We start from the raw sequence: 25,145 nt of genomic DNA on the forward strand, positions 1-25,145 counted from the left end.
CTGGGCCGCAAAAACTGTCGTTCTCGCGGGCTCATTCTGACGCAAAGTGCGATCCAGACAAGGAGGACCGAACTCGACGACGGATTTCACTTGCGGCGCGTCCGATCGCATCGCCGATCGGATCGTCACGCAGCATGTACGTCCATGTCGCCGAGGGGCGCCGAAGGCCGAGCTCCCCGAGCGGGTCTGCGCCATCTTCGACCATGTGCAGGAGATCGCTGATCGTGCTGTCGACCCTGTCGAAGAATCCGTCGAATTCTCTCAAAGCGATGCGGTGGAACTCGTCGACCGGGTTCTGTCCGGCGAGTCGGCGCAGGTGGATGCCGTCACGAATCTCGCTGAGCAGCGCGAGGTGGCGCTGCCAGTGGTCGTCGAGCGAGTAGAGCGTGACGAGTCGGCGCGTGCGGTCGGGGTCGGCGATCGCCTCTTCCCGTACGCGCAGCACCTTTTCGCGCTGCGGTGAAAGCGCTCGCGTGTATTGCCACGTGCCTCGATGCCGGTCCAGCCGCACGGACTCGGCGATGGCTTGCGACTCCCGGAGGATTCGTGTCCTGGCCCTCGCATCCGACACTCCTCGCACGATTCGGCGTGCGGCCGTGTCCGTCGCATTCGCCTGCACGAGGTCGTCGTCGAGCGCGGCGAAAGTCATCGAAGCGCCTGGGTCTCCTTGACGGCCTGCGCGTCCGCGCAACTGCAAGTCCAACCGCGCCGATGGGTAGAGCGCCGTGGCAATGACGCAAAGACCACCTGACTGAACGACACGCTCGCGGTCCTGCCCGTCGATACCGCCGAGTCGGATATCGGTTCCTCGGCCGGACATCTGAGTGGAGATCGTCACCGCACCATACTCGCCAGCACGCGCGATGATGGTCGCCTCATGGGCGTCATTGCGTGCATTCAATACGCGCGCATCGAGTAGCTCCGGCAGGCGTTCAGCCAGTGCTTCTGACTCGGACACGCTCTGGGTGCCGACAAGAACCGGTTGGCCGGTGGCATGACGGCGGAGAATCTCGTCGACTATGGCAGTGGTCTTCTCGGCAGCGGAGGCGAGAACTCGCACGGCAAGGTCCTCGCGGATGCACGGACTGTGCGGCTCGATGCGGCCCGACTCGAGCGAGTAGAACTCCTGCAGTTCATCTGCGACGGGAAGGACGGTGCCACTCATCCCCGCGAGATCGCGGTACCGCAGCACAAGATCCTGCACAGTGATCTGATCGAGGACGATCCCTGGCGGCGTGATCTGAAGGTGTTCCTTCGCTTCCACCGCGGCGTGCAGACCATCAGGCCAGCGCTGCAATTGCGCCACTCGTCCGCGGGCGGAGTTGATGAGGCGGATGCGGTCATCTGCGACCAGGTAGTCCACGTCACGGTGGACGAGTTCGCGCGCATGCAACGCGAGATTCACTCGAGTGAGGAGGTCGGCGTGTTCACCCTCGAAGAGGTTCACTCCACCGGCGCGCTCCTCAACGACGTCGATACCTGCGTCGGTGAGTGAAACTGTCGTGCGATCAGCGTCAGCGACGAAGTGGACGCCGGATTGGAGCGCCGCGATGAGAGCGGTGGCTTCGACGAAGGACTCACCCGCGGTATCGTCAGCGCCTGCGAGGACCAGCGGCGTCATGCCCTCGTCGATCATCACAGCGTCTGCCTCATCGACGATTCCCACGTCGAACCGTGGTGCGACCCGGTCGGCGAGAGCTTCAACCTGCCGGTCTCGGAGGACGTCGTAGCCGAGCTCCGAGAACGGTGCATAAATGACATCTGCGAGGTAGGAGAGGCGGCGTTCATCGGTGGTCGAAGACTGCCCGAGCCATGCCACCTTCAGCCCGAGGACATCGAATACTGGACGCATCCATTCGGCGTCCCGCTGTGCCAGGTAGTCGTTGACGGTCAGAACGTGCACGTGACGCCCTTCGAGCGCGAACATCGCAGCCGCGATCGCACCGGCGAGTGTCTTGCCCTCGCCGGTGTCCATTTCGACCGCACGGCTGGCGCGCAATGCGGATGCCGCGAGAATCTGTTCTTCGTAAGGGGAGTGCCCGAGAGTGTGGGTGACCGCGTCCCTGATCTTCGCAACGCGCTCGTGATCGGGATAGATCGCGGTGAACTGTGCGGATCCCGCGATCCCGAGCAGCCTCGATGCCCAGCCAGGGAGGCGCCGACGCAGATCGAAATCTGTCGAATCTGTGCGTCGATAGGCCACGTGGTTCAGAGTACGTGATGGCTCGCGCTACTTCAGCGCCCGCAGATATCTGCCACGGGCGACCAACTGCGCGACCCTCAGGAGCGGATACATCATGCGCCACGGTTGCTGCGGTGCGGGGCGGGTGAGCGAGCGCACGGTCAGACGCACCTCATCGCCGTTCCTGTGCACGATGAAGGCCTCTTCGCCGCTGACCGGGTGGCCGGGGAGCGTTCGATATGAAAAGCCGACGCGATCGGGCTGTCGAACGACCGCCATGACCTCCACAGGCTCCACGACGGTCAGCCCGAACACGCGGGCGGTGACCTGAACGAGATCTCCTTCAACCACGGGGCCTTGAGGATCGACGGTGAAGCCGCTCGCGGTTTTGACCTTCCAACGAAGTACGTCGTGACTGGCGCGCTCCCATATCTCCTCGCCGCGGCCGAGCGTTGCCGAAACTTCAGAGCGGCGATGGCTGTGATCGGTCGGCGGCCAGTCGTGCAGCTCGGGCGAGGTCATGTGTTCATCTTCGGGGATCAGCGCACGAAGCCGGCCTGCAGGCGATGAAGCGCTCAGCGAGGTCGACGTCGTCCATCCGACGATCCTAGAAGGGAGCATGCAACCGCTGGCGTCAACTGGCACGAGCAGGATGTCTGATCAGCATCCGGTCAGTGATATTGTCGATCGGTACGCCTCCGTAGCTCAGTGGATAGAGCGCCGGTTTCCGGTACCGTAGGTCGCAGGTTCAACTCCTGTCGGGGGCACACGCGAGAAATCTCTCCGACGCACATATCCCCGCCCAGATCTGGGCGGGGATTCGTCGTTTCCGCCCCTCTTGACCTGGGTCAAGGACAACCTCTCAGCGCATCGGTACCGTCGATATCGGACGACAGGAAAATACCTGGTCAGATAGAGAACTCGCCATCAGAAAGAGGTTGTCATGAACACCATGCCACAGGCCACGCACACGCTTCTTCGAGCGGAAGGCTTCTCCTGCCCCTCATGCGTGGCGAAGATCGAGAAGCAGGTGGGGCGGGTGGACGGCGTCGAGAACGTGAAGGTGCACTTTGCCTCCGGACGCGTCGAGATCGACCACGACGCGGCGAAGGCCTCGGTGGAAGACCTGATCACCGCTGTCGACAAGGCCGGTTACAAGTCAAGTGCGTCGGCCTTCTGACGCACGACTCACAAACTCACACAGCAAGACAGCGGAAAAGAAGAAAGGCGGCGGTCGTGAACGCGTTTCGTGCCTGGCGGCACAGCAACTGGTTCATCCCGGTGGTCTCCGGAGTCCTCATCCTGCTCTCGTTCGGTGTTGAGAAGCTCGCGGGCGGCGGAGCGAACCTCGCACTCACCCCGCGGTGGTGGGCCCACGCAGGGGAGCACGCGCACGGTTCAGGCGACGTGTTCACGCTCGCAAACGCATTGATGATCGCCGCCGCGATCGCTGCCGGTCACGGAATCCTCATCAAGGCGGTGCGCGCGCTGCGCGTGAAGTTCATCAGCATCGATCTGCTGGTGTCGATCGCCGCAATCGGCGCGATCATCATCGGCAACTTCTGGGAAGCCGCGGCCGTCACCTTCCTCTTCGCGGTGGGGCACGCACTTGAAGCCGGCACGATGAACAAGACCCGTGCGGCTCTTGCGGCACTGGTCGCCGTCGCCCCTGTCCGCGCCGTGGTGCTGCGCGACGGAGATCAGGTGGAGATCCCCGCAGCCCAAGTGCGGATGGGGGAGACCGTGCTCGTCAAGAACGGAGCGAAGGTCCCCGTCGACGGAGAGGTGATCACTGGCACGGGTGCGATCGACGAGGCGTCGATCACCGGTGAATCCATGCCCGTCGAGAAGATGGCCGGCGACCAGGTCTATGCGGGCACAGTCTCGCGCGGCGGATTCCTGCAGGTGCGCGCGACCGGGATCGGCGCGGACACGACCCTGGCCCGCATCATCCACCGCGTGGAAGAGGCGCAGGACGCGAAAGCGAAGACACAGGCGTTCATCGACCGGTTCTCGACCTGGTACACGCCCGCCGTGATGGTGCTCGCGCTCGCCGCTGGACTCCTCACGGGCGACGTCGTGCTGGCGCTCACGCTGCTGGTCATCGGATGCCCCGGTGCGCTGGTGATCTCGATCCCCGTCGCGATCGTCGCGGGCATCGGACGCTCAGCGCGCAATGGAATCCTCATCAAGGGTGGGGAGTACCTGGAGACCTCTGCGAAGATCTCGGCCGTCGCTCTCGACAAGACCGGCACTCTCACCGAGGGCCGTCCGCAGCTGACCGACATCGTGGTGCTCGATCCCGCGCTGACACGCGCCGACGTGCTTCGGTGGGCGGCGGCCGCAGAGGCGGGCTCAGAGCATCCGCTCGCGCGCCCGATCCTCGATACGGCGCGTGCCGAGGGGGTCGCCCCGACCGGCATCACCGGGTCTGTCACCCCGGTCATCGGCAAGGGAATTGTCTCCGATGTCGACGGCAGACAGGTGCTGATCGGCAACGCCGCGCTGCTCGCCGAGTACGGCATCGTCGACATCGCGGCGCGCTCCGAGACGGCTGCCGATCAGCTGGCAGCAGCAGGCAGGACGCCGATGATCGTCGCCCTCGATGACGCTGTCATCGGTGTGGTCGCAGTTGCCGACGCGATCCGCGCGGATGCATCCGAGATGGTCAGGCGCCTGCACGCCAGCGGGGTGAAGAAGGTCGTCATGCTCACCGGCGACACCCGACTCGTGGCGGATGCCGTCGCGCAGGTGACCGGCATCGACGAAGTGCACGCCTCACTGCTGCCAGAAGACAAACTGGATGCCGTCGCGAAGCTGCAGCGAGCCGGACACACGGTGGCGATGGTCGGCGATGGCGTCAACGACGCACCGGCTCTCGCTACGGCCGATATCGGTGTCGCCATGGGTGCTGCCGGCTCTGCGGTGGCGGTGGAGACGGCCGACATCGCCCTCATGGGCGACAACCTGCTGAAGCTCCCCGAGGCGATTCGGCTGGCGAGGCGCACCGTGAACGTGATGCGGCAGAACATCGCCATCGCTCTGATCACCGTCGTGCTTCTGCTCATCGGCGTCTTCGCCGGTGGTGTGACCATCGCACTCGGGATGCTCGTGCACGAGGGTTCCGTGCTCGTCGTCATCGTCAACGCGATGCGGCTGCTCCGTAACGCTTACGGAGCTCAGGCGCTGCCCAAGAGCGAGCGATCCATTGCCATACTGGATGACGATCGGGTGGAGCAGCGATAGGAGTGTCAGTGTCGGAGGCCGCAGAGGACCTGTGCGTGAGTCGGGTGCCGCTGTTCCAGGGGCTGACCTCCGGGCAGCAGCTGGAGGTCGCCGGCGTCGCGCGCCCGACACGCATCGATCGTGCACAGCAGGTCTATTCCGCAGGCGGCGACGTCTCGCAGCTGATGGTCGTGCACACCGGACGCGTGAAGATCTCCCGCACGAGCGCTGACGGGTACGAGCAGATCATCCGTGTGCTCGGGCCAGGCGACTTCATCGGCGAGGCGGCTTTCCTCACCGGCATCCGCCCGGATCATTCCGCCAGCGCGCTGGAAGACGCGCAGCTGTGCGTGTTCGACCATGCTGATCTCGGACGACTCGTGGAGAAGCACGCGAGCATCGGCTTGCGGATGCTGCAGGGCGTGAGCAAGCGACTGGGCGAGGCCGAGGCGCGTCTGGCCGCGGTGATCTCGGGAGATGTGAGCTCCCGGTTGGCGAACTATCTGCTCACCCTTCCCTCTCACCACAGTGCGGGGCGCGGGACCGAAGTCGTGCTGCCGCTGGCGAAAAAGGACATCGCCTCGCTGCTCGACACCACGCCGGAGTCGCTCAGCCGTCAGCTGCGGGCACTCAGCGATGCGGCGGTGATCGCGCAGGGGCAGCAGGGTCGCATCACCATCCTGGATGCAGATGCGCTGAGCGTACTGGTGGCAGATTCCGCTCAGTGAGCGGTTTCAGGCTCCGCGCCGCCGGCTTCGGTGACAGGGGCTGCTTCCATCTCGGCAATCGCGGCGGCGACCTTCTCCGCCAGGTAGCGATGGCCCTCGGTCGACGGATGCCTGTTCCCGAGGTCGACGTCGATCACGTCGAGGTAGTTCAGCGCGGTGATCCAGCTCTGCTGGATCGGCGAGACGTACCACCAGCCGCGTGCACCTGCGAGCGCGGCGAGATCTTCATCGATTCGCGCGGTTCCTGCGCCGACCGGAAGCTCGTGGGGCGCGGGGCCGAATACCACAATCGATGCATCCGGGTATGTCGCGGTCAGAGCATCCCATGCGGCATTCACTGCCTCGCGGTATCCCGCAGCGCCCTCGCGGCGGTCGTTGATGGACCCTTGGATGATCACGAGATCGGGCGCGAGAGATGGGTCGAGAGCAGCGATGCGCTCGCCGAAGTCAGGGCCATCGATACCGGGCTTGAGGTACCCGCTTCCCCGAACACCATCGACGACGGTCTGACCGTTCAACAGATCGGCGAGCACATAGGCGTACCCGAGTGTCGGGTCGCTTGCGGCTGCGCCGTAGGTCCACGAGTCTCCGAACACAAGAACCTGCGGGTGCTCCGGCAGCACGATCGGTGTCGGAGCCACGGTGACGACCTCGCTGGAGGCAAGAATCGGCGCGTCGACGGTCGCAGGAACCCATGGACGCCAGACGCCCAGAACTGCCGCAGAGACGGCCACGGCCAGCACCGCCGTCAGCACCATCGCACGACCGTGCCGCCGTGTCACACCCCAAGCCATGGGATGAGGGTAGGCGATCGGAAGGCAGTCACCAACTCGCGCCCTAGAATTGAGGGGATATGAATCCCGATACTCTCGCCGAAGCCATCCTCGCCGTCGTCACGCCGATTGCCGCATCCCTGCGACCGGACGAGACGCTCGACCTCGACATCACTGATGTCGTGCTGGAGCGCCCCCGCAACCGTGACCACGGAGACTGGGCATCGAACATCGCGATGCGCCTCGCGAAGAAGCTGGGGACCAACCCGCGTGAGCTCGCACAGCAGATCGCCGATGAAGTGGCCGAAGCCGACGGGGTAGCCAGCGCTGAGGTCGCGGGCCCGGGCTTCATCAACTTCCGCCTGGACGCCGCAGCGGCAGGCGTGCTCGCCAAGACGATCGTTGACGCCGGGGACGCATACGGTACCAACGACTCGCAGGTCGGCGTCAGCGTGAACGTCGAGTTCGTCTCTGCGAACCCCACAGGTCCTCTCCACATCGCTCACACGCGATGGGCAGCCCTTGGCGACTCGATCGTGCGCCTGCTGCTCGCCAGTGGTGCCAACGCCGTCCGCGAGTACTACATCAACGATGCCGGCGCGCAGATGCAGCGCTTCGCAGCATCCGTGCTCGCGGCCGCAAAGGGCGATCCGACGCCGGAGGGCGGCTACCCCGGCGAGTACATCACCACCCTCTCGACCCGCGTGCTCGACGCTCGCCCCGACTTGCTCGAGCTGCCTGAGGTCGAGCAGATGCAGGTCGCAGAGGATCTTGCCTACGAGTATCAGCTCGCCGAGATCAAGAGCTCCCTGGCGCGGTTCAACGTGCCGTTCGATGCCTGGTTCTCCGAGCGCACGCTCCACGCCGAGAACGCCGAGGGTGTCAGCCTCATCGACCAGGCCGTCGACCGTCTCCGCGAGCAAGGTCACGTCTTCGACGAAGAAGGCGCCGTGTGGGTGCGCACGACCGACTTCGGCGATGACAAGGATCGCGTCATCCGTCGCTCCAACGGCGAATACACCTACTTCGCCGCCGACGCCGCGTACTACCTGAACAAGGGCGATCGCGGTTTCCAGAACAAGATCTACCTGCTCGGCGCCGACCACCACGGGTATGTTCACCGGCTGAAGGCCGTCGCAGGCGCGGCGGGCGAGGACCCGGAGAAGAACATCCAGGTGCTCATCGGACAGATGGTGTCGATCAACGGTGCGCGTCTGTCCAAGCGCGCGGGAAACATCATCGAGATGGATGACCTTCTCGAGTGGCTCGGCACAGACGCGCTGCGGTACTCCCTCGAGCGCTCGCCCGCCGACTCACCGCTCGACCTCGACCCAGAGCTGCTGCAGAAGCGCACCAACGACAACCCGGTGTTCTACGTGCAATACGCGCATGCCCGCACGCACAATGTGGGACGCAATGCCGCAGATTCCGGCGTAGACCGCTCGGAGTTCGCTCCTGAGACGCTCACGCACGAGACCGAGTCCGCGTTGCTCGGAGCCCTCCAGGAGTTCCCGCGCATCGTCGCCTTCGCCGCCTCGGTGCGCGAACCGCACCGGATCGCACGCTACCTCGAAGAGCTCGCAGGGCTTTACCACCGCTGGTACGACAACTGCCGCGTGACGCCGCTGGGCGACGCCCCGATCGAGAGCGTCCACCGCACGCGCCTGTGGCTGAACGACGCCACCGGCCAGGTGCTGCGCAACGGTCTCGACCTGCTCGGAGTGTCCGCTCCCGAGCGGATGTAATCGTAGGCATGAACGGGGAGTCCCTGAACCAGAAGCGCCGTGTTCGCTGGCCGTGGATTCTCCTGGTCATCATTCTTCTGCTCGCGGCTCTCGCAGTCGCTGCAGAGCTGGTCACTCGTGCAGTGCTCCCCGGCATCGCCCGAGGCATCGTCATCGAACAGCTCGCGCTCCCTGCTGACCAGCAGCTCGACGTCGAGGCATCCGGAGTCCTGCTGCCGCAGGTGATCGGCGGTCGCCTCGATGAGCTGCACCTCTCGACTGACTCGGTCACGATCGGCGGCATCACCGGCTCAGCGGATGTCACCGCCATCGGAGTCCCGCTGCGCGGTGGCGACCTCACGGATGCGTCAGGCACAGTGCGCATCGACCAGGAGCAGTTCACTCATCTGGTTGCAGCATCCGACCTGCCGATCGATGAGATCCGCTTCTCCGAACCTGACATCACCGCCTCTGGCAGTTTCTCGATCTTCGGGGTGCCTGTGCCGATCTCAGCGACAGTGACACCGGCAGCGGATGCCGGTGAGCTCCTACTCACCCCAGTGGGGGCGCAGATCGGCGGTGCGACGCTGAACGCCGCCGAGATCGTCGACCGCTTCGGTAAGGCTGCTGCGTGGATCACTGAACCGCAGCGCATCTGCATCGCCGATCAGCTGCCGGCCGGTCTCACGATGACGGGGCTCAAGATCGACGGCCCGGAGGCCGTGATCGACATCGATGTGGATGGCGCGATCGTCACCGACCCCGCGCTCCAGCAGAATGGCGTCTGCAGCTAGCGTGATGTGCGCTCGGCGGACTCGGCCTTCTCCGCGGCGCGCAACGCCCTCGTCGCGATCATGACGTCCTCCTGAGCGCGGTGCACCCGTCGCTGCGCGAACGTGCGCACACTCGCGGTCGCTGAGATTCGATCGTGCGCTTCCTGGGCGCCGGTGGTGATGTAGGCACAGGCGATGAGGATGACCTGCGATGACAGGTTCATCCAGATCAGCAGCGCCAGCAGCGAGGCGAACGATGCCAGCAGCGGATTGGAGCGGGCGCCTCCCACGAACAGACTCGAGAGCTCTTGGAGGACGAGCAGGCCGACGCCGCCGAGCAGCACCCCGGGCCAGACCGCCCGTGCCGGTGCGCGCACTCCGGACAACAATCGGTAGATTCCGAAGATCAGCAGCACGTCCAGTGCGAACACGACCAGCAGCGAGACGATGCGCAGTCCCCAGCGTGAACCGGCTGATTCAGCAGGCAGACCGAGAAGATCGCTGAGGAAGTCGAGTCCGATGCCGGCGACGAAGGTCACCGCGGCTGCTGCGACGAAAGCGAGGGCGATTCCGATCGCGAGAAGAATGTTGCGCAGAAGCACCCAGACGAACAGCACGTCTTCGAGCATCGTGCCGGCGATGCTGCGCACCGCGATGCGCAACGATCCGATCGCGCCGAGCGCGGCACCTATCAACGCGACCAGCGAGATGATGCCCGTGATGGAGAGCCCGACGGGGGCATCGAACTCTGTGGGATCCTTCACGACGCCGTTCGGTCCGATGAGGCCGGGGACAGCCGCGTCGATGGCCTTGAGGATCGCCTGCCAGGCTTGCGGATTGCCCGCGAGCCAGATCGATGCGATCGAGAATCCGAGTAGCAGGGCCGCGAAGACGCTGAACAGCGCACGGTACGTGACGCTGTCGGCGAGCATCGGGCCTCGGCGTTCCGAGTAGAGCAGAAGAGCGCGCACTGCCTTCAGCTTGAGCATCCAGGCGATCACGGACTTGACGATCTTCATCCCCTCACCGTAATGAACAGTGATCTTCGCGTGCGAAGGGCTTGCCGAATATGGGCCATCTGTGCGGGTGCCATAGAATCGGGGCAGTCTCGCTCGGCCCGCTTCTGCCGAGGTTTCCCTCCACGATTGGTGCTGTGTGCTTTCACCTGCAGATTCCCTCGCTCCGGACTGGCTGGCCATTCCCGACGATGCGAACACGCTGGCTTCTGGAGTCTGGCCCGCGTCCGCGCAGCGCGATGCTGACGGGGCGATCGTTCTCGGCGGGATGCCGGTGAGCGAGATCGTGCGCACGCACGGCACTCCGGTGCTCGTGCTCGATGAGAACGAGGTGCGCGGGCGCGCGAGCGCCTTCCACGACGCTTTCGCCGCTGCCGCAGCGCAGCATTCGACGAGCGCCAGGGTCTACTACGCGGGTAAAGCCTTCCTTTCCACGACGATCGCGCGCTGGGTGACCGAAGAGGGTCTGAACGTCGACGTGTGCACCGGCGGCGAGCTCGAAGTCGCGCTCGCCGCGGGAGTCGACCCTGCACGCCTGGGCTTCCACGGCAACAACAAGTCGGTGAGCGAGATCGAGCGGGCGGTATCGGTCGGCATCGGCACGATCATCGTCGACAGCAGGATCGAGATCGAGCGCATCGCCTCCGCGGCCGAGCGGGCAGGCACGATCCAGCGCGTTCTCGTGCGGGTGAACAGCGGCGTGCACGCCGAGACCCACGACTTCCTCGCGACGGCGCATGAAGACCAGAAGTTCGGCATGCCCTTCGCGGATGCCGAGACCGCAGTGGCGCGAATCCGCGAACTCGCGTCGCTGGAGTTCGCAGGGCTCCACTGCCACATCGGTTCCCAGATCTTCGGTGTCGCCGGTTTCCGCGAGTCGGCCTCACGCGTGCTCGCACTGCACGAGAAGCTGCTCGCGGGCGGAGACATCCCGATCCTCAACCTCGGCGGCGGATTCGGCATCGCATACACGAGCGTCGACGACCCGACGCCGATCGCGCAGCTTGCCGCGGAGATCGTCGATGCGGTCGCGGCAGGATGCGCTGAGCGCGGCATCGCGCTGCCGATCCTCGCCTTCGAACCGGGCCGTGCGATCGTCGGCACCGCCGGCGTCACTCTGTACGAAGTGGGCACGACGAAGCCCGTCACGCTCGAGTCCGGCGCGAGCCGGCTGTACGTGAGCGTCGACGGCGGAATGAGCGACAACGCCAGGCCGGCTCTCTACGGCGCCCAGTTCTCGGCCCGCATCGCTTCTCGCACGAGCGATGCCGCTCCCGCGCTGACCCGTGTGGTCGGCAAGCACTGCGAATCCGGCGACATCGTCGTCGACCACGAATACCTCCCTGGAGACATCGCCCCCGGCGACCTGTTGGCTGTGCCGGCGACAGGCGCGTACTGCGCGTCGCTCTCCAGCAACTACAACCACATCCCCCGTCCCGCCGTTGTCGCAGTTGCCGACGGCTCATCCCGCGTCATCGTGCGCGGTGAGACCATCGATGACCTGTTGTCACGGGACGTCGGAATCAGCATGAATGAAGGAGCACGATGACTCAGCCCCAATCGAGCGATCAGTACCGCCGTCTCAGGGTCGCACTTCTCGGCGCGGGAGCCGTGGGCTCGCAGGTCGCCGACCTGCTGCTGCGCCACGGCGACGAACTGGCCGATCGTGCTGGTGCGTCTCTCGAGCTCGCCGGTATCGCGGTGCGCGATGTGGATGCCCCGCGCGACGTGGAGCTTCCGAAGGAGCTGTTCACCACCGACGCGGAGACACTCATTCTCGGCAGCGACATCGTCATCGAGCTGATCGGTGGAATCGAGCCTGCCCGCACCAACCTGCTGCTGGCTCTGAACTCCGGCGCAGACGTCGTCACCGCCAACAAGGCGCTGCTCGCAACGCACGGCACGGAGCTGTTCGAAGCGGCCGATCAGGTCGGCGCATCCGTCTACTACGAGGCAGCGGCGGCCGGCGCCATCCCGATCATCCGTCCGCTGCGCGACTCGCTCGCCGGTGACCGCGTCGTGCGCATCATGGGCATCGTCAACGGCACGACGAACTACATCCTCGACCGGATGGACTCTGAGGGCGCCGACTTCGCCGACGTTCTCGTCGACGCGCAGCGCCTGGGATACGCCGAGGCAGACCCCACCGCCGACGTCGAAGGCTTCGACGCAGCGCAGAAGGCCGCGATCCTCGCGTCTCTCGCCTTCCACACCACTGTGCCGCTCGACGCCGTGTACCGCGAAGGCATCACCGATATCACCCCGTCGATGATTGAAGAGGCGCGCGCGGCCGGATTCGTCATCAAGCTGCTCGCGGTGTGCGAGCGCGTCGACGTCGACGGCACCGAGTCGATCTCGGTCAGGGTCTACCCGGCTCTCGTCGCTCGAACCCACCCGCTCGCGTCCGTTCACGGAGCGAACAACGCCGTCTTCGTCGAGGCCGAGGCTGCCGGTTCGCTGATGTTCTACGGGGCAGGTGCCGGCGGAGTGCAGACGGCTTCCGCCGTGCTCGGCGACGTCGTCTCCGCAGCACGCAGGCACATCGCCGGGGGAGTCGGAGTGGGCGAATCGACTCGCGCGAACCTCCCGACGGTGCCGATCGGCCACGTCGTCACGCGCTACCAGATCACCCTTGAGGTCGAAGACCAGCCCGGCGTGCTCGCCACCGTCGCGGGAATCCTCTCCGACGGAGGCGTGTCGGTCGCGACCGTCGTCCAGACGGCTGGTGAAGAGGCGGATGCCACGGCACGACTCATCATCGGCACGCACAGGGCTGCGGAGCAGGCCCTGAGCGACACGGTCGGCGAGCTCGCGGCAAGCGCTGTCGTCGATCGCGTCGTGTCGGTGCTGCGCGTGGAAGGCGAGTGATGGCCGCTGAACCTCAGGAGGCGGTCGAAGGACGAACCGTCCAGGTTCAGGTGCCGGCCACTAGCGCCAACCTGGGACCGGGGTTCGACACGCTCGGACTCGCGCTGAGCGTGTACGACGAGCTGACCATCACCGCCCTCGGCGAAGACCGTCTCGAGATCGAGGTCACAGGCTCTGGAGCATCCGAGATCGCGCGTGACGAGTCGAACCTCATCGTCCGTTCGATCGAGCACGTCTACAAGGATGCCGGCCGCGAGATGCCCGGCCTTCGGATCATTGCGCACAACGGAGTCCCTCACGGTCGTGGGCTCGGTTCCTCCGGCGCCGCTGTCACGGCGGGTGTCCTGGCGGCCAAGGGTCTGCTGGCGGGGGACGTGGAGTTCTCCGACGCTGACCTGCTCCGCCTCGCCACGGAGCTGGAGGGACATCCTGACAACGTCGCTCCAGCGCTCTTCGGCGGTCTGACGATCGCCTGGACCGGTGAGAACGGCCCGCAGCACAAGAAGCTTCTCGTGCATCGCGGTGTCGCGCCCCTTGTGCTCGTGCCGGAGCGGATGATGTCGACGTCGCTCGCGCGCTCACTGCAGCCGCCGCAGGTGTCTCGTGAGGATGCGGTCTTCAACGTCTCGCGCACTGCGCTGCTGATCGCGGCTCTCATGCAGAGCCCTGAACTGCTCCTCGACGCGACAGCGGACCGACTGCATCAGGACTACCGCGCGGAAGCCATGCCGGAGACGCACAAGCTGGTCACCGCTCTTCGCGCTGCCGGCTTCGCGGCCGTTGTCTCAGGTGCAGGACCGAGCGTCCTCGTCCTTGCCGATGGTCCAGGTCACCGCCAGGAGGCCGTCGAAGTCGCTGATTCCGTAACAGACACCCCGTGGGAGGCCCTCATGCTGGCCGTCGACGTGCGTGGTGGTACAGTTAGGGAACGAGCGGAGGGCTCCACGTAATTTCGTGAATCTGGCCCCCATCGCAAATCTGCGAGACCCGCACGCAACCCCCAGAACTGCTTTTCCGGTCCTGGCTGGCGGACGCCGAGCGTCTTCCCGTGCGATCGCGCGCAGCACCCGTTGTGCGCGAGACATGCTCATTTCCCACGACATATAAGGGAGTACTCGTGGAGAATTTCTCCGAGACCCAGAATGATCAGGCAGCATCCGCCGTTCAGGCACCTGCTGCAGAAACCGCCACTGAGGCAACCGCAGCGCCGCGCAAGCGCGCACCGCGTCGCGCAACGACGGCAACTGCAGCAGCCAAGGCAGAGCAGGCCGCGAAGACGGCTGCTGACGCTGCGCCTGCCGCTGACGCTGCGCCTGCCGCTGACGCTGCGCCTGCCGCTGAGACTGCGCCCAAGGCGAAGGCCCCGCGCCGCAGCCGTGCGAAGAAGACTGAGGCTGAACCGGCTTCGGCCGAATCCGACAGCGCACCCGCAGCATCCGCCTCTGCGACTGACGCACCCACGGACACCGCTGAGGCACCCGCTGAAGCCGCGCCGAAGACCACCGGTCGGGGCCGCCGCACCAAGAAGGTCGAGCAGGCAGACGCCGATTCGACCAGTGAAACGGCCGAGAAGACCGCGGAGGAGAAGTCGACTGACGACAACGCTTCCTCCGGTGACGCCGACGCGCAGAGCGACTCCGACGCCAAGAAAGAGGTGGCGACCGAGAAGAGCCCGCGCGCTCGCAAGGGTTCCAAGTCTGCGGCAGACAAGGGCGACAACTCTGACAAGGCCGAGTCCGACAAGGGCGACAAGTCGTCCGCCGATGCGAACGAGAACGTCGGCGACAACGGCGATGGCGACGAGACCTCTGGTCGCAGCCGTAGCCGTAGCCGCAGCCGCAACCGTGGCCGCAGCCAGAACGGCAACGACTCGCAGCAGAACAACGCATCCGAGGATGACGGCAACGGCCGCGGCCGTCAGCGCAACAAGCGCCGCAGTGGCGGAGCATCCGACGAGTTCGAGACCGAGATCGGCGAAGACGACGTCCTGATCCCGATCGCGGGCATCCTCGACGTTCTCGACAACTACGCCTTCGTGCGCACCACCGGCTACCTCGCCGGTGCCAGCGATGTCTACGTCTCGCTCGGCCAGGTCAAGAAGTACAACCTGCGCAAGGGCGACGCGATCGTCGGTGCCATCAAGCAGCCTCGCGAAGGTGAGCAGCAGGGGCGCCAGAAGTACAACGCTCTGGTGAAGGTCGACTCGATCAACGGCCTGTCCGTCGAGGATGCTGCCACGCGTGTCGAGTTCGGCGAGCTGACGCCGCTGTACCCCCAGGAGCGCCTGCGTCTGGAGACCGCTCCCGAGAAGCTCACACAGCGCATCATCGATCTGGTCGCACCGATCGGCAAGGGGCAGCGCGGGCTCATCGTCGCACCTCCGAAGGCCGGTAAGACGATCGTCCTGCAGCAGATCGCGAACGCGATCGCGCAGAACAACCCCGAGGTCCACCTCATGGTCGTTCTCGTCGACGAGCGTCCTGAAGAGGTCACCGACATGGAGCGCACGGTCAAGGGCGAGGTCATCGCCTCGACCTTCGATCGCCCCGCTGAGGACCACACCACGGTCGCCGAGCTCGCCATCGAGCGTGCGAAGCGTCTCGTCGAGTTGGGTCGCGACGTCGTCGTGCTGCTCGACTCGATTACGCGCCTCGGCCGTGCCTACAACATCGCAACTCCCACCTCCGGCCGTGTGCTTACCGGTGGCGTCGATGCGGCAGCACTCTACCCGCCGAAGCGCTTCTTCGGCGCCGCCCGCAACATCGAGAACGGCGGATCGCTCACGATCCTCGCCACGGCTCTCGTCGAGACCGGCTCCAAGATGGACGAGGTCATCTTCGAGGAGTTCAAGGGCACCGGAAACAGCGAGCTTCGCCTGTCGCGCTCGCTCGCTGACAAGCGCATCTTCCCGGCCGTCGATGTGAACGCCTCGTCCACACGCCGCGAAGAGATGCTGCTCTCGGCCGATGAGGTCAAGATCACCTGGAAGCTGCGTCGCGCCCTGGCGGGTCTCGACCAGCAGCAGGCTCTCGAAGTCGTGCTCGGCAAGCTGAAAGAGACGCAGTCGAACGTCGAGTTCCTCGTGCAGATGCAGAAGTCGATGCCCGCTCCCGCGGCCGGTGGCTCCAGCCACAGCCACGAGAACAGCATTCGCTGATCTGACGCTGATCGGAGCAGAGGCGTGTTGGATTCCGTTCAGGCGCTGATCGACGAACACCGCCGGGTGCAGGAGGAGCTCTCCGACCCGGCGGTGCACGCCGACGCCGCGCGTGCGAAGCGCGTGAACCGACGCTACGCCGAGCTCAGCAGGATCGTCGCAGCCTACGACGCATGGGTGGGGGCGTCAGATGACCTCGCCGCAGCGCGCGAGCTGGCCAAAGAAGACGATGCTTTCGCCGAAGAGGTGCCCGCGCTCGAAGAGAGCGCATCCCAGGCACAGGAGCGCCTGCGCCGCCTGCTCATTCCTCGTGACCCTGACGATGCCCGTGACGTGATCATGGAGATCAAGGCAGGGGAGGGCGGTGCGGAGTCCGCGCTGTTCGCCGCCGACCTGCTGCGGATGTACATCCAGTACGCCGCCCACAAGGGGTGGAAGACGGAGCTCCTCGAGCGCAACGAGTCCGACCTCGGCGGCTACAAGGACGTCCAGATCGCGATCAAGGGCTCATCCTCCGATCCTGCCCAGGGCGTATGGGCACATCTCAAGTACGAGGGTGGTGTACACCGGGTGCAGCGTGTGCCGGCGACCGAGTCGCAAGGTCGCATCCACACGTCCACCACCGGCGTGCTCGTCTTTCCCGAAGTCGACGAGCCAGAAGAACTGCACATCGATCCGAACGATCTGAAGATCGACGTCTACCGCTCTTCCGGCCCAGGCGGGCAGTCCGTGAACACGACCGACTCTGCGGTGCGGATCACGCACGTTCCCACCGGGATCGTCGTCTCGATGCAGAACGAGAAGTCGCAGCTTCAGAACCGTGAGGCGGGAATGCGTGTTCTGCGAGCCCGACTGCTGGCGAAACAGCAGGAAGAGCTGGATGCCGCGGCATCCGACGCTCGCAAGTCGCAGATCCGCGGCATGGACCGTTCAGAGCGCATCCGCACCTATAACTTCCCGGAGAACCGGATCGCCGATCACCGCACCGGATTTAAGGCGTACAACCTCGATCAGGTGATGGACGGCGCTCTCGACCCGATCATCGAGAGTGCGATCACCGCCGACGAAGAGGCGCGCCTGGCCGCGGTCGGTCAGGACTCCTGAGGCCGAGGGTTCTCGGACCGAGGCTTCTCAGACCGGCGGAGAGCGGGCTCAGATCGAATAGTCCGAGGCGAGCCGCAGGTCGCTGAAGTCGTCGTGCGGGCGGCGCGTGCGCGCGTGCGCGGGGACGCCGGTGAGTGTGCTGTTCTCCGGTGCGTCCTTCGTGACGACGGCGCCTGCGCCGACCACGGTGTTGCGGCCCACGGTGATGGGGCCGAGGATCTTGGCGCCCGCGCCGACGATGACGCCGTCGGCGAGCGTGGGATGCCGCTTCCCGGTGTCATTGCGCGTGCGCCCGCCGAGCGTGACGCCGTGGTACAGCATCACGTCGTCGCCGATCTCGGCGGTTTCGCCGATCACGACGCCAGAGCCGTGGTCGATGAAGAAGCGCCGCCCGATCTGCGCACCGGGGTGGATCTCGATGCCCGTGATCGCGCGGGCGATCTGGGAGTTCGCCCGCGCGGGGAACCGCAGGCCGCGCCGCCACAGCGCGTGTGAGACGCGATGTGCCCAGAGCGCGTGCAACCCCGGGTACAGCAGTGCGACTTCGATGCCGCTTCTGGCGGCAGGATCTCGAAGACGCGCGGCCGCGATGTCCTCGCGTACGCGAGCGAACATGCCCATCTTTTCGTCGCTCTCTGCGGACTCAGCTCTCTCGCAGGTCTTCGAACAGCGCGGTGGAGATGTAACGCTCACCGGTGTCGGGCATCACCACAACAATGATCTTTCCGGCGTTCTCGGGGCGAGCAGCCACCTGCAATGCGGCGGAGAGCGCAGCACCCGAAGACATGCCGACCAGCAGGCCCTCCTTGGCTGCCAGCTCGCGTGCCAGGCGCAGTGATTCGTCAAACTCGACGGCGATCACCTCATCGAGGACCTCGCGGTCGAGAACATCGGGGACGAAGTTCGGGCCGATGCCCTGGATCTTGTGCGGGCCAGGGTGCCCCTCGGTCAGCACGGGGGAGTCCTTGGGTTCGACGGCGATGACCTTCACCTCGGGCTTAGCTGCCTTGAGGGCCTGTCCGGTTCCGGTGACGGTGCCACCGGTGCCGATGCCGGCAACGAGGATATCGACCTTTCCATCGGTGTCGCGCAGGATCTCCTGAGCCGTGGTCTCACGGTGGATGCGCGGGTTCGCGGGGTTCTCGAACTGGCGGATCCAGACAGCGCCAGGAGTCTCCGCAACGATCTTCTTGGTCGCTTCGATGGCACCGCTCATTCCCTTGGTCGGGTCGGTGAGCACGATCTCAGCGCCGAAGGCCTTCAGCAGTACGCGTCGTTCCTTCGACATGGAGGCGGGCATCGTGAGGATGACCTTGTAGCCACGAGCGGCTCCCACCATCGCGAGTGCAATGCCTGTGTTGCCACTGGTGGATTCGACGATCGTTCCACCGGGCTTGAGCTCGCCGGACTCTTCTGCGGCATTCACCATCGCGATGCCGATGCGGTCCTTCACGCTGGACGCAGGGTTGTAGTACTCGAGCTTCGCGAGCACAGTTGCGCCGACGCCCTCGGTGACGCGGTTCAGCCGCACCAGCGGCGTGTTGCCGAATGCGGTCGTGATGTCGTTGTGGATGCCGGGCATGGCTGGCCTTTCGTTCGCGTAGGGTGCTGTCCCAGCCTATTCGAGAGGATGCACCCGCGGGTCATTGTGACGCGGAACAGTGCGCGCACACGTACGCTGAAGGGATGTCTGAAACAACCCTCGCGGCCTCTGTTCGAGCCGCCGCCGAGCGGCTCGCCGCCGCGGGCATCTTCGATCCACTCGTGGATGCTGAACTGCTCGCAGGACACGTGCAGGGCCGCGGGCGCGGCGAAGTGCAGGCCGCGATCGTGCGAGGCGATGCCATCAGCGAGGGGGACGCAGCGGCCTTCGAAGCTCTGATCACGCGACGGGCGGCTCGTGAGCCGCTGCAGCATCTCACGGGAACAGCGCCGTTTCGCCACCTCGAACTGGCGGTCGGACCTGGAGTCTTCGTGCCGCGGCCCGAGACCGAGACAGTGGTGCAGTTCGCGATCGACGCGCTTCTCATGGATGCGGACCCCGCGCCGATCGGCGTCGATCTGTGCACGGGCAGCGGTGCGATCGCGCTAGCGATGGCCACCGAAGTGCCCCACGCGCGAATTCACGCGGTAGAGCTGTCTCCGCAGGCGCATGCCTGGGCCGCGCGGAATACTGCGGATGCTGAGAACCTCTCACTCGTTCTCGGCGACCTCGCCGATACCCTCGAGGAGCTCGACGGCACAGCATCCGTCGTGATCTCGAATCCGCCATATGTACCGGACGATGCGATTCCCAGGGACCCGGAGGTGCGTCTGCACGATCCGGCGATGGCGCTATACGGCGGATCAGACGGGCTCGACATCGTTCGCGTTCTCAGCACGCGGGCTCTGCGGCTTCTGCGTCCAGGCGGACTGCTGATCATCGAGCATGGTGAACTGCAGGGCGCGGAGATCCGTGCCCTGCTCGAAGCGGATGGCTGGCGTGCGCCGACGACCCACCCCGACCTCACGCACCGCGACCGTGCGACCACGGCGCTCAAGCCCTGAGGGTGCTCTCGCTTCTCTCGGATGCCGTGCACGTAGAATGTCAAGGTCATGACCTCTCTCTTCGACTGCCGCGATGAGGCCCAACTGCTCGCCGGAATGCGGCATGCCCGCCAGGCGATCGCCCGCGGTGAACTCATCGTGCTGCCCACCGATACCGTCTACGGCGTCGCCGTAGACGCATTCACGCCCTCGGCGGTGCAGCGGCTGCTTGACGCGAAAGGACGCGGGCGCAATCAGCCGCCACCCGTGCTCGTTGCGAGCCAGGCGGCACTGACCGCGCTCGTAGAAGAGGTTCCCGAACCCGTTCAACGCCTGGTGGACGAATTCTGGCCTGGAGGACTGACGATCATCCTCCCCGCTCAGCCCTCGCTGTCATGGGACCTCGGCGACACCCTCGGCACGGTCGCAGTGCGGATGCCGGACCAGCGCGTGGCGCGCGAGCTGCTCGAAGAGACCGGCCCTCTTGCCGTCTCCAGTGCGAACCTCACCGGCAAGGCAGCGGCGACCTCAGCACAGATCGCCCAGGAGATGCTGGGCGACAGCGTTTCGGTGTATCTCGATGGTGGGTTCAGCGAAACCGGCATTGCCTCGACCATCATCGATGCCACTTCGCTCGTGCGCCGCGGTGCTGACGACGCTTCTGAAAAGTGCGTCCGGGTGCTCCGAGAGGGGGCCGTGACCCGCAAGCAGCTGCAGAGCGTTCTGGGCGATCTGCTGGAGCCAGAGGAATCGCCGGAGGGCGCGGCGGACGGCCCGGCGTGAAGCAGTACCTCTTCACAATCATCTTCACGGCGACGATCACGTACGTCTGTTCGTGGGCGGTCTGGCGGCTCAGTCTGCGGTTCAAGCTCTATCCCGGCATCCGGGAGCGGGACGTCCACACCACTCCGACACCGCGTCTCGGGGGAGTGGCGATGTTCCTCGGCATCGCCGCCGCCATCGGCGTTTCCGCGGCGAACCCGTTCTTCAGCATCATGTGGATTCCCCCGCAGACGATGTGGGCGGTACTCGGCGCCGCCCTGCTGATTGCGGTCATCGGCGTCATCGACGACCTTCTCGACCTCGACTGGATGATCAAGCTCGGTGCGCAGTTCCTCGCAGCCGGAATCATCACCGTCGTCGGTGGACTGCAGATCCTCGCCCTTCCGCTCGGCGACATGATCATCTTCTCGAGCTGGCTGAGCATCGCCGTCACGATGTTCGCGATCGTCGTCGTCATGAACGCGGTGAACTTCATCGACGGTCTGGACGGGCTGGTCGCCGGCGTCTGTCTGATCGCCAACGGAGTCTTCTTCGCGTACTCGTACATCCTCACGCGCGACACCGGTGCGAGCAGCTACTTCAACCTCGCCTCCTTCCTCGCCGCTGTCGCGATCGGCGCCTGCCTGGGCTTCCTCCCGCTGAACTGGAGCCCAGCCAAGCTGTTCATGGGGGACTCCGGTGCGCTGGTGATGGGGCTGCTGATGGCGACCTCGGCGATCGCGCTGACCGGGCAGATGTCCTCTGCTGCGATGGACCCGGAAGAGTTCGGGCGCTCTCAGCTGCTCGGGGCATTCATCCCGATCCTGCTGCCTCTCGTCGTGGTGATGCTGCCTCTGCTCGATTTCGGGCTCGCGGTCTTCCGCCGCATGAGAGCCGGTCGTTCTCCCTTCGCGCCTGACCGCAAGCATTTGCATCACCGCATGCTGGATCTCGGTCATCGCGACCGCGACGCAGTGCTGATCTTCTACGCCTGGACGGCGATCATCTCTCTCGCAGTGCTGCTGATGTACGTCGGCTCGCGCGAGGACTGGCCAGGGCAGTATCTGCCCGGTGTGGCCTTCGGCGTCGTCGGCGCCGCCGCCTGTCTTGTCGTGACACTTCTGCCCACCAGACGCGCCCCGAGCGCGCCCGCCCAGCCCACCGAACCGGCCCCACCCTTGGAGACCCGATGAGCGACACCCCCGAACCTGTAGCCGCACCGTCCATCAACCCCGTGCTGCGGACCGTACTCGTCTGGACGGGGATCGCCGCGGTCGTCCTGATCATCCTCGGAGGGGGGATCGGGTACCTCGTAGCCGGTGCGAACGGGCTGTGGAGCGGTCTGGCAGGCGTCGGTCTTGCCGTGATCTTCCTGGCACTCACGCCGATCAGTGTGCTGATCGCGAACCGCTGGTACGGGCGCGAGATGTTCGCGACGGTCTTCTTCGGGATCGTGATGGGCGGCTGGCTGCTCAAACTCGTGATCTTCATCGTCGCGATCGTGATCCTGCGCGGCCAGGACTGGGTCGTGCCTGCCGTGATCTTCCTGTCACTCGTTGCCGGCATCGTCGTGAGCCTGGTGATCGATGCGGTGGCCTTCAGCAAGCTGCGTGTGCCGCATGTCTCGGACGTCGTGCTGCCCACGAGAAACCCCGAGGACGACAACGATTCGTGAGCCTGAAAAAATCTTGATAGTCTAAATCCGGATTCGCTGAACGGTCTCTTGCGTCGTGCGAAAAGATCTGATTCAGCTTGAAATCCGTCACCCAATCTTCGCGTCGATTCTGATCGATGCCCAGAAGCTGGAGCAACGTTGACTCACGCCGCGAGCCTCCTCGTCCGTTTCGCATCGGATGAATTCCACCCACCGTCGATTGGCGAGTTCTTCCCGGAGATCCTCTTCAGTATCGGTCCGCTCTCGGTGCACCGCATCCACCTGGTGCAGTTCCTCGCGACGATCGTCGTGGTTCTGATCCTCTGGCTCGGTACCCGCAAGCTGAAGCTCGTCCCTGGCCGTGGCCAGGGTGTCATCGAGATGCTCTTTGACATCGTGCGCGTCAACGTCGCGCACGACATGATGGGCAAGAAGGACGGCAACCGGTTCCTGCCGTTGTTGACCGCCATCTTCTTCATGGTGCTGGTCTTCAACCTCACGGGAATCATCCCGTTCCTGAACATCGCCGGAACATCGATCATCGCGGTCCCTCTGATGCTCGCCGTGATCTCCTACGTCACGTTCATCTACGCAGGGCTCCGCAAGAGCCCGTGGGGTTTCATCCGCAACTCGCTGTTCCCGCCTGGGGTTCCGCCGGCGCTGTACATCATCGTCGCGCCGCTCGAGTTCATCTCGACGTTCATCGTCCGTCCCATCACGCTGACGCTGCGACTCCTGATGAACATGATGGTCGGTCACCTCATGCTGGTGCTGTTCTTCGCAGCGACCCAGTTCTTCATCTTCTCGATGGGCGGGTTCTGGACGGTGCTCGGTGCGGGAACGCTCGCATTCGGCTTCGCCTTCACGGCCTTCGAGATCCTGGTGGCTTTCCTCCAGGCGTACGTCTTCACCATCCTCACCGCGGTCTACATCCAGCTCGCAGTCGCGGACGAACACTAAGCAAAGCTAACGGGGCGCTCCGGCGCCCCAACAATGAAAGGAAGATCCAGTGGATCCCATCTCTGTTCTCGCTTCGATCAACATCGACATCACCGGCTCGATCGCGAACGTCGGCTACGGTCTCGCCGCTATCGGTCCGGCCATCGGTGTGGGCATCGTCGTCGGAAAGACGATCGAGGGCGTTGCTCGCCAGCCTGAGCTGTCCGGCAAGCTCCAGGGCACCATGTGGATCGGTATCGCCTTCACCGAGGCACTCGCGTTCGTCGGCATCGGCGTGGCGTTCCTCTTCGGCTACTGATCCGACCGACCACACGTAAGGAGACAGGATGCTGAACGCTCTTGTCACGCTCGCAGCCGAGGAGGCGGAGCACAACCCGCTTCTCCCGGCGATGTACGACATTGTCTGGTCCGCGGTCTGCTTCGTTCTCATCCTGATCGTGGCGTGGAAGGTTGCTCTCCCGAAGGTGGCGAAGATGCTCGATGAGCGTTCCGCCGCGATCGAGGGAAACATCGCCAAGGCCGATGAGGCACAGAAGCAGGCTGAGGCTGCGCTCGAGGAGTACACCCGACAGCTGGCTGAAGCACGCACCGAGGCCGGTGAGATCCGCGACGCCGCCCGTGAGGACGGCAAGAAGATCGTCGCCGAGGCCAAGGAGACTGCAACCGTTGAGGCTGCACGCGTCACCACCGCAGCGCAGGCACAGATCGAGGCAGAGCGTCAGTCGACGCTCGTCGCACTCCGCTCTGAGGTCGGCACTCTCGCGATCGACCTCGCCGGTGGCGTCGTCGGAGAGACGCTGTCGGATGATGCTCGTGCCAACGCCGTCGTCGATCGCTTCCTCGCAGACCTCGAAGCCTCAGAGAAGGCGGCGAAGTAATGGGCAGCGCGACCACTCAGGCACTCGTGGCTTCGACGGCGGCTCTCGCTCAGGCGAAGGGCGTCACCCTCGGTACGGCCGGTGAGCTGTTCACCGTCGCACGACTGGTGGGAGAGTCCGGGCAGCTGAGCGGCGCGCTTGCCGATCCTGCCGCTCCGGTCGAGCTTCGCCAGAAGGTCGTCACGACGGTGTTCGCCACGATGTCTGAGGCTGCGCAACAGGTTGTTTCTGTCGCAGTGGCTGAGCGCTGGTCGGATGCTTCGGGGCTCGTCGCTGGGATCGAGGAGCTGGCCATTCGTGCGGCAGCGATCGCCGAGCCCGCAGCAGACATCGAGGGCGAGCTGTTCTCGTTCCTGCGCGTGATCGCGGGGAACGCGGAGCTCGAGCTCGCGCTCGGCGGCCGACTCGGAGACAACAGTGCGAAGGGCACGCTCGTTGAGACGCTGATCGGCGACAAGGCAAGCGCCCCCACCGTGCTCATCGTCTCGTCCCTCGTGCGCCAGCCGCGCGGGCGTCGTGTGCGTCAGCTGCTGAACCGGGCGATGAAGATCGTCTCGGCACAGCGCGGCCGCATCGTCGCCACAGTTCACACGGCGGCTCCGCTGTCGGATGCCCAGCGCAACCGACTCAGCGCCGCACTGACCGAGCGCTATGCCGGTCAGGTCTCGGTGAATGAAGTGATCGACCCCCTCGTTGTAGGCGGACTGCGTGTGCAGATCGCCGACGACGTCATCGACGGCAGCATCTCCGCGCGGCTCGCCGACCTTCGACAGAAGCTCGCGGGCTAATACGACTTCGCGCGGGCAACCGCGCAC

The 25,145-nt window shown here is 65.3% G+C and carries 24 protein-coding genes and 1 tRNA gene; 19 read left to right on the forward strand and 6 right to left on the reverse strand.

The genetic code is table 11. The features are described 5' to 3' along the window. Nucleotides 1–31: 31 nt before the first annotated feature. Nucleotides 32–2,203, reverse strand: a complete 2,172-nt coding sequence (locus ACTU6U_RS04665) for a preprotein translocase subunit SecA (protein ID WP_443468008.1) — start codon at nt 2,201–2,203, stop codon at nt 32–34. A gap of 27 nt (nt 2,204–2,230) precedes the next feature. Next, nucleotides 2,231–2,704: a DUF1990 domain-containing protein gene (locus ACTU6U_RS04670; protein WP_443468009.1), complete on the reverse strand. Its 474-nt coding sequence runs from the start codon at nt 2,702–2,704 to the stop codon at nt 2,231–2,233. Between the two features lie 172 nt (nt 2,705–2,876). On the opposite strand from ACTU6U_RS04670, the gene ACTU6U_RS04675 reads away from it, so the two are divergent. The 4 genes from ACTU6U_RS04675 (at nt 2,877) to ACTU6U_RS04690 (ending at nt 6,135) form a co-directional block, all read left to right on the forward strand. Then, a tRNA-Arg gene (locus ACTU6U_RS04675) sits at nt 2,877–2,949 on the forward strand. A 176-nt stretch (nt 2,950–3,125) separates the two neighbouring features. Next, entirely contained in the window at nt 3,126–3,362 is a 237-nt protein-coding gene (locus ACTU6U_RS04680) for a heavy-metal-associated domain-containing protein (protein ID WP_443468010.1), read from the forward strand. Nucleotides 3,363–3,418: 56 nt separating this feature from the next. Continuing rightward, entirely contained in the window at nt 3,419–5,428 is a 2,010-nt protein-coding gene (locus ACTU6U_RS04685; RefSeq protein ID WP_443468011.1) for a heavy metal translocating P-type ATPase, read from the forward strand. Nucleotides 5,429–5,436: 8 nt separating this feature from the next. Then, nucleotides 5,437–6,135, forward strand: a complete 699-nt coding sequence (locus ACTU6U_RS04690; RefSeq protein WP_443468012.1) for a Crp/Fnr family transcriptional regulator — start codon at nt 5,437–5,439, stop codon at nt 6,133–6,135. On the opposite strand, the gene ACTU6U_RS04695 is transcribed toward ACTU6U_RS04690, so the two are convergent. Next, a complete protein-coding gene (locus tag ACTU6U_RS04695) occupies nt 6,129–6,929 on the reverse strand; it encodes an SGNH/GDSL hydrolase family protein (protein ID WP_443468013.1) in 801 nt (266 codons plus the stop codon). The two genes, ACTU6U_RS04690 and ACTU6U_RS04695, sit on opposite strands and share 7 nt — an antisense overlap. Nucleotides 6,930–6,988: 59 nt before the next feature. Here ACTU6U_RS04695 and argS point away from each other — a divergent pair, with 59 nt between their 5' ends. After that, entirely contained in the window at nt 6,989–8,653 is a 1,665-nt protein-coding gene (gene argS, locus ACTU6U_RS04700; RefSeq protein ID WP_443468014.1) for an arginine--tRNA ligase, read from the forward strand. An 8-nt stretch (nt 8,654–8,661) separates the two neighbouring features. Continuing rightward, nucleotides 8,662–9,426 carry an LmeA family phospholipid-binding protein gene (locus ACTU6U_RS04705; protein ID WP_443468015.1) on the forward strand — a complete coding sequence of 255 codons (765 nt, stop codon included), beginning with the start codon at nt 8,662–8,664 and terminating at the stop codon, nt 9,424–9,426. Here ACTU6U_RS04705 and ACTU6U_RS04710 read toward each other — a convergent pair. Beyond that, nucleotides 9,423–10,424, reverse strand: coding sequence for a YihY/virulence factor BrkB family protein (locus ACTU6U_RS04710; RefSeq protein ID WP_443468016.1), 1,002 nt, complete (start codon nt 10,422–10,424; stop codon nt 9,423–9,425). The genes ACTU6U_RS04705 and ACTU6U_RS04710 overlap by 4 nt on opposite strands. 136 nt (nt 10,425–10,560) lie before the next feature. Here ACTU6U_RS04710 and lysA point away from each other — a divergent pair, with 136 nt between their 5' ends. The 5 genes from lysA to prfA all read left to right on the forward strand — a co-directional run bounded on the left by lysA (nt 10,561) and on the right by prfA (nt 17,550). Continuing rightward, a complete protein-coding gene (gene lysA / locus ACTU6U_RS04715; protein WP_443468017.1) occupies nt 10,561–11,970 on the forward strand; it encodes a diaminopimelate decarboxylase in 1,410 nt (469 codons plus the stop codon). Then, complete coding sequence (locus tag ACTU6U_RS04720; RefSeq protein WP_443468018.1) at nt 11,967–13,289, forward strand: homoserine dehydrogenase; 1,323 nt, start codon at nt 11,967–11,969, stop codon at nt 13,287–13,289. The genes lysA and ACTU6U_RS04720 overlap by 4 nt, the downstream gene beginning before the upstream one ends. Then, a complete protein-coding gene (thrB, locus tag ACTU6U_RS04725) occupies nt 13,289–14,239 on the forward strand; it encodes a homoserine kinase (protein WP_443468019.1) in 951 nt (316 codons plus the stop codon). The genes ACTU6U_RS04720 and thrB overlap by 1 nt, the downstream gene beginning before the upstream one ends. A gap of 167 nt (nt 14,240–14,406) precedes the next feature. Then, complete coding sequence (rho, locus tag ACTU6U_RS04730) at nt 14,407–16,446, forward strand: transcription termination factor Rho (RefSeq protein WP_443468020.1); 2,040 nt, start codon at nt 14,407–14,409, stop codon at nt 16,444–16,446. Between the two features lie 24 nt (nt 16,447–16,470). Further along, on the forward strand, nt 16,471–17,550 hold the full coding sequence (gene prfA / locus ACTU6U_RS04735; RefSeq protein ID WP_443468021.1) for a peptide chain release factor 1: 1,080 nt from the start codon (nt 16,471–16,473) through the stop codon (nt 17,548–17,550). A 48-nt stretch (nt 17,551–17,598) separates the two neighbouring features. Here prfA and epsC read toward each other — a convergent pair whose 3' ends face one another. Both epsC and cysK read right to left on the reverse strand, forming a co-directional pair. Beyond that, nucleotides 17,599–18,171 carry a serine O-acetyltransferase EpsC gene (gene epsC / locus ACTU6U_RS04740; RefSeq protein WP_443468022.1) on the reverse strand — a complete coding sequence of 191 codons (573 nt, stop codon included), beginning with the start codon at nt 18,169–18,171 and terminating at the stop codon, nt 17,599–17,601. A 22-nt stretch (nt 18,172–18,193) separates the two neighbouring features. Continuing rightward, complete coding sequence (gene cysK, locus ACTU6U_RS04745; protein ID WP_443468023.1) at nt 18,194–19,132, reverse strand: cysteine synthase A; 939 nt, start codon at nt 19,130–19,132, stop codon at nt 18,194–18,196. 104 nt (nt 19,133–19,236) lie between these two features. Here cysK and prmC point away from each other — a divergent pair, with 104 nt between their 5' ends. The 8 genes from prmC (at nt 19,237) to ACTU6U_RS04785 (ending at nt 25,118) form a co-directional block, all read left to right on the forward strand. After that, nucleotides 19,237–20,097 (forward strand): peptide chain release factor N(5)-glutamine methyltransferase, encoded by an 861-nt coding sequence (gene prmC, locus ACTU6U_RS04750; protein WP_443468024.1) that lies wholly within the window; start codon nt 19,237–19,239, stop codon nt 20,095–20,097. A gap of 48 nt (nt 20,098–20,145) precedes the next feature. After that, nucleotides 20,146–20,859 (forward strand): L-threonylcarbamoyladenylate synthase, encoded by a 714-nt coding sequence (locus tag ACTU6U_RS04755; protein WP_443468025.1) that lies wholly within the window; start codon nt 20,146–20,148, stop codon nt 20,857–20,859. Next, nucleotides 20,856–22,031 carry an MraY family glycosyltransferase gene (locus ACTU6U_RS04760; RefSeq protein WP_443468026.1) on the forward strand — a complete coding sequence of 392 codons (1,176 nt, stop codon included), beginning with the start codon at nt 20,856–20,858 and terminating at the stop codon, nt 22,029–22,031. Before ACTU6U_RS04755 ends, ACTU6U_RS04760 begins: the two co-directional genes overlap by 4 nt. After that, entirely contained in the window at nt 22,028–22,513 is a 486-nt protein-coding gene (locus ACTU6U_RS04765; protein ID WP_443468027.1) for a Cg1360 family ATP-synthase-associated protein, read from the forward strand. Before ACTU6U_RS04760 ends, ACTU6U_RS04765 begins: the two co-directional genes overlap by 4 nt. 138 nt (nt 22,514–22,651) lie before the next feature. Beyond that, nucleotides 22,652–23,452: a F0F1 ATP synthase subunit A gene (gene atpB, locus ACTU6U_RS04770; protein WP_443468028.1), complete on the forward strand. Its 801-nt coding sequence runs from the start codon at nt 22,652–22,654 to the stop codon at nt 23,450–23,452. 49 nt (nt 23,453–23,501) lie between these two features. After that, the gene (atpE, locus tag ACTU6U_RS04775) at nt 23,502–23,750 is read left to right on the forward strand and encodes a F0F1 ATP synthase subunit C (RefSeq protein WP_443468029.1); all 249 of its coding nucleotides are present in this window, start codon (nt 23,502–23,504) and stop codon (nt 23,748–23,750) included. Between the two features lie 28 nt (nt 23,751–23,778). Continuing rightward, on the forward strand, nt 23,779–24,330 hold the full coding sequence (locus ACTU6U_RS04780; RefSeq protein ID WP_443468030.1) for a F0F1 ATP synthase subunit B: 552 nt from the start codon (nt 23,779–23,781) through the stop codon (nt 24,328–24,330). Continuing rightward, nucleotides 24,330–25,118, forward strand: a complete 789-nt coding sequence (locus ACTU6U_RS04785; protein ID WP_443468031.1) for a F0F1 ATP synthase subunit delta — start codon at nt 24,330–24,332, stop codon at nt 25,116–25,118. Before ACTU6U_RS04780 ends, ACTU6U_RS04785 begins: the two co-directional genes overlap by 1 nt. Nucleotides 25,119–25,145: the final 27 nt, after the last annotated feature.

It is taken from the genome of Microbacterium zouquanmingi (assembly GCF_052266695.1).
Classification (GTDB): Bacteria; Actinomycetota; Actinomycetes; order Actinomycetales; family Microbacteriaceae; genus Microbacterium.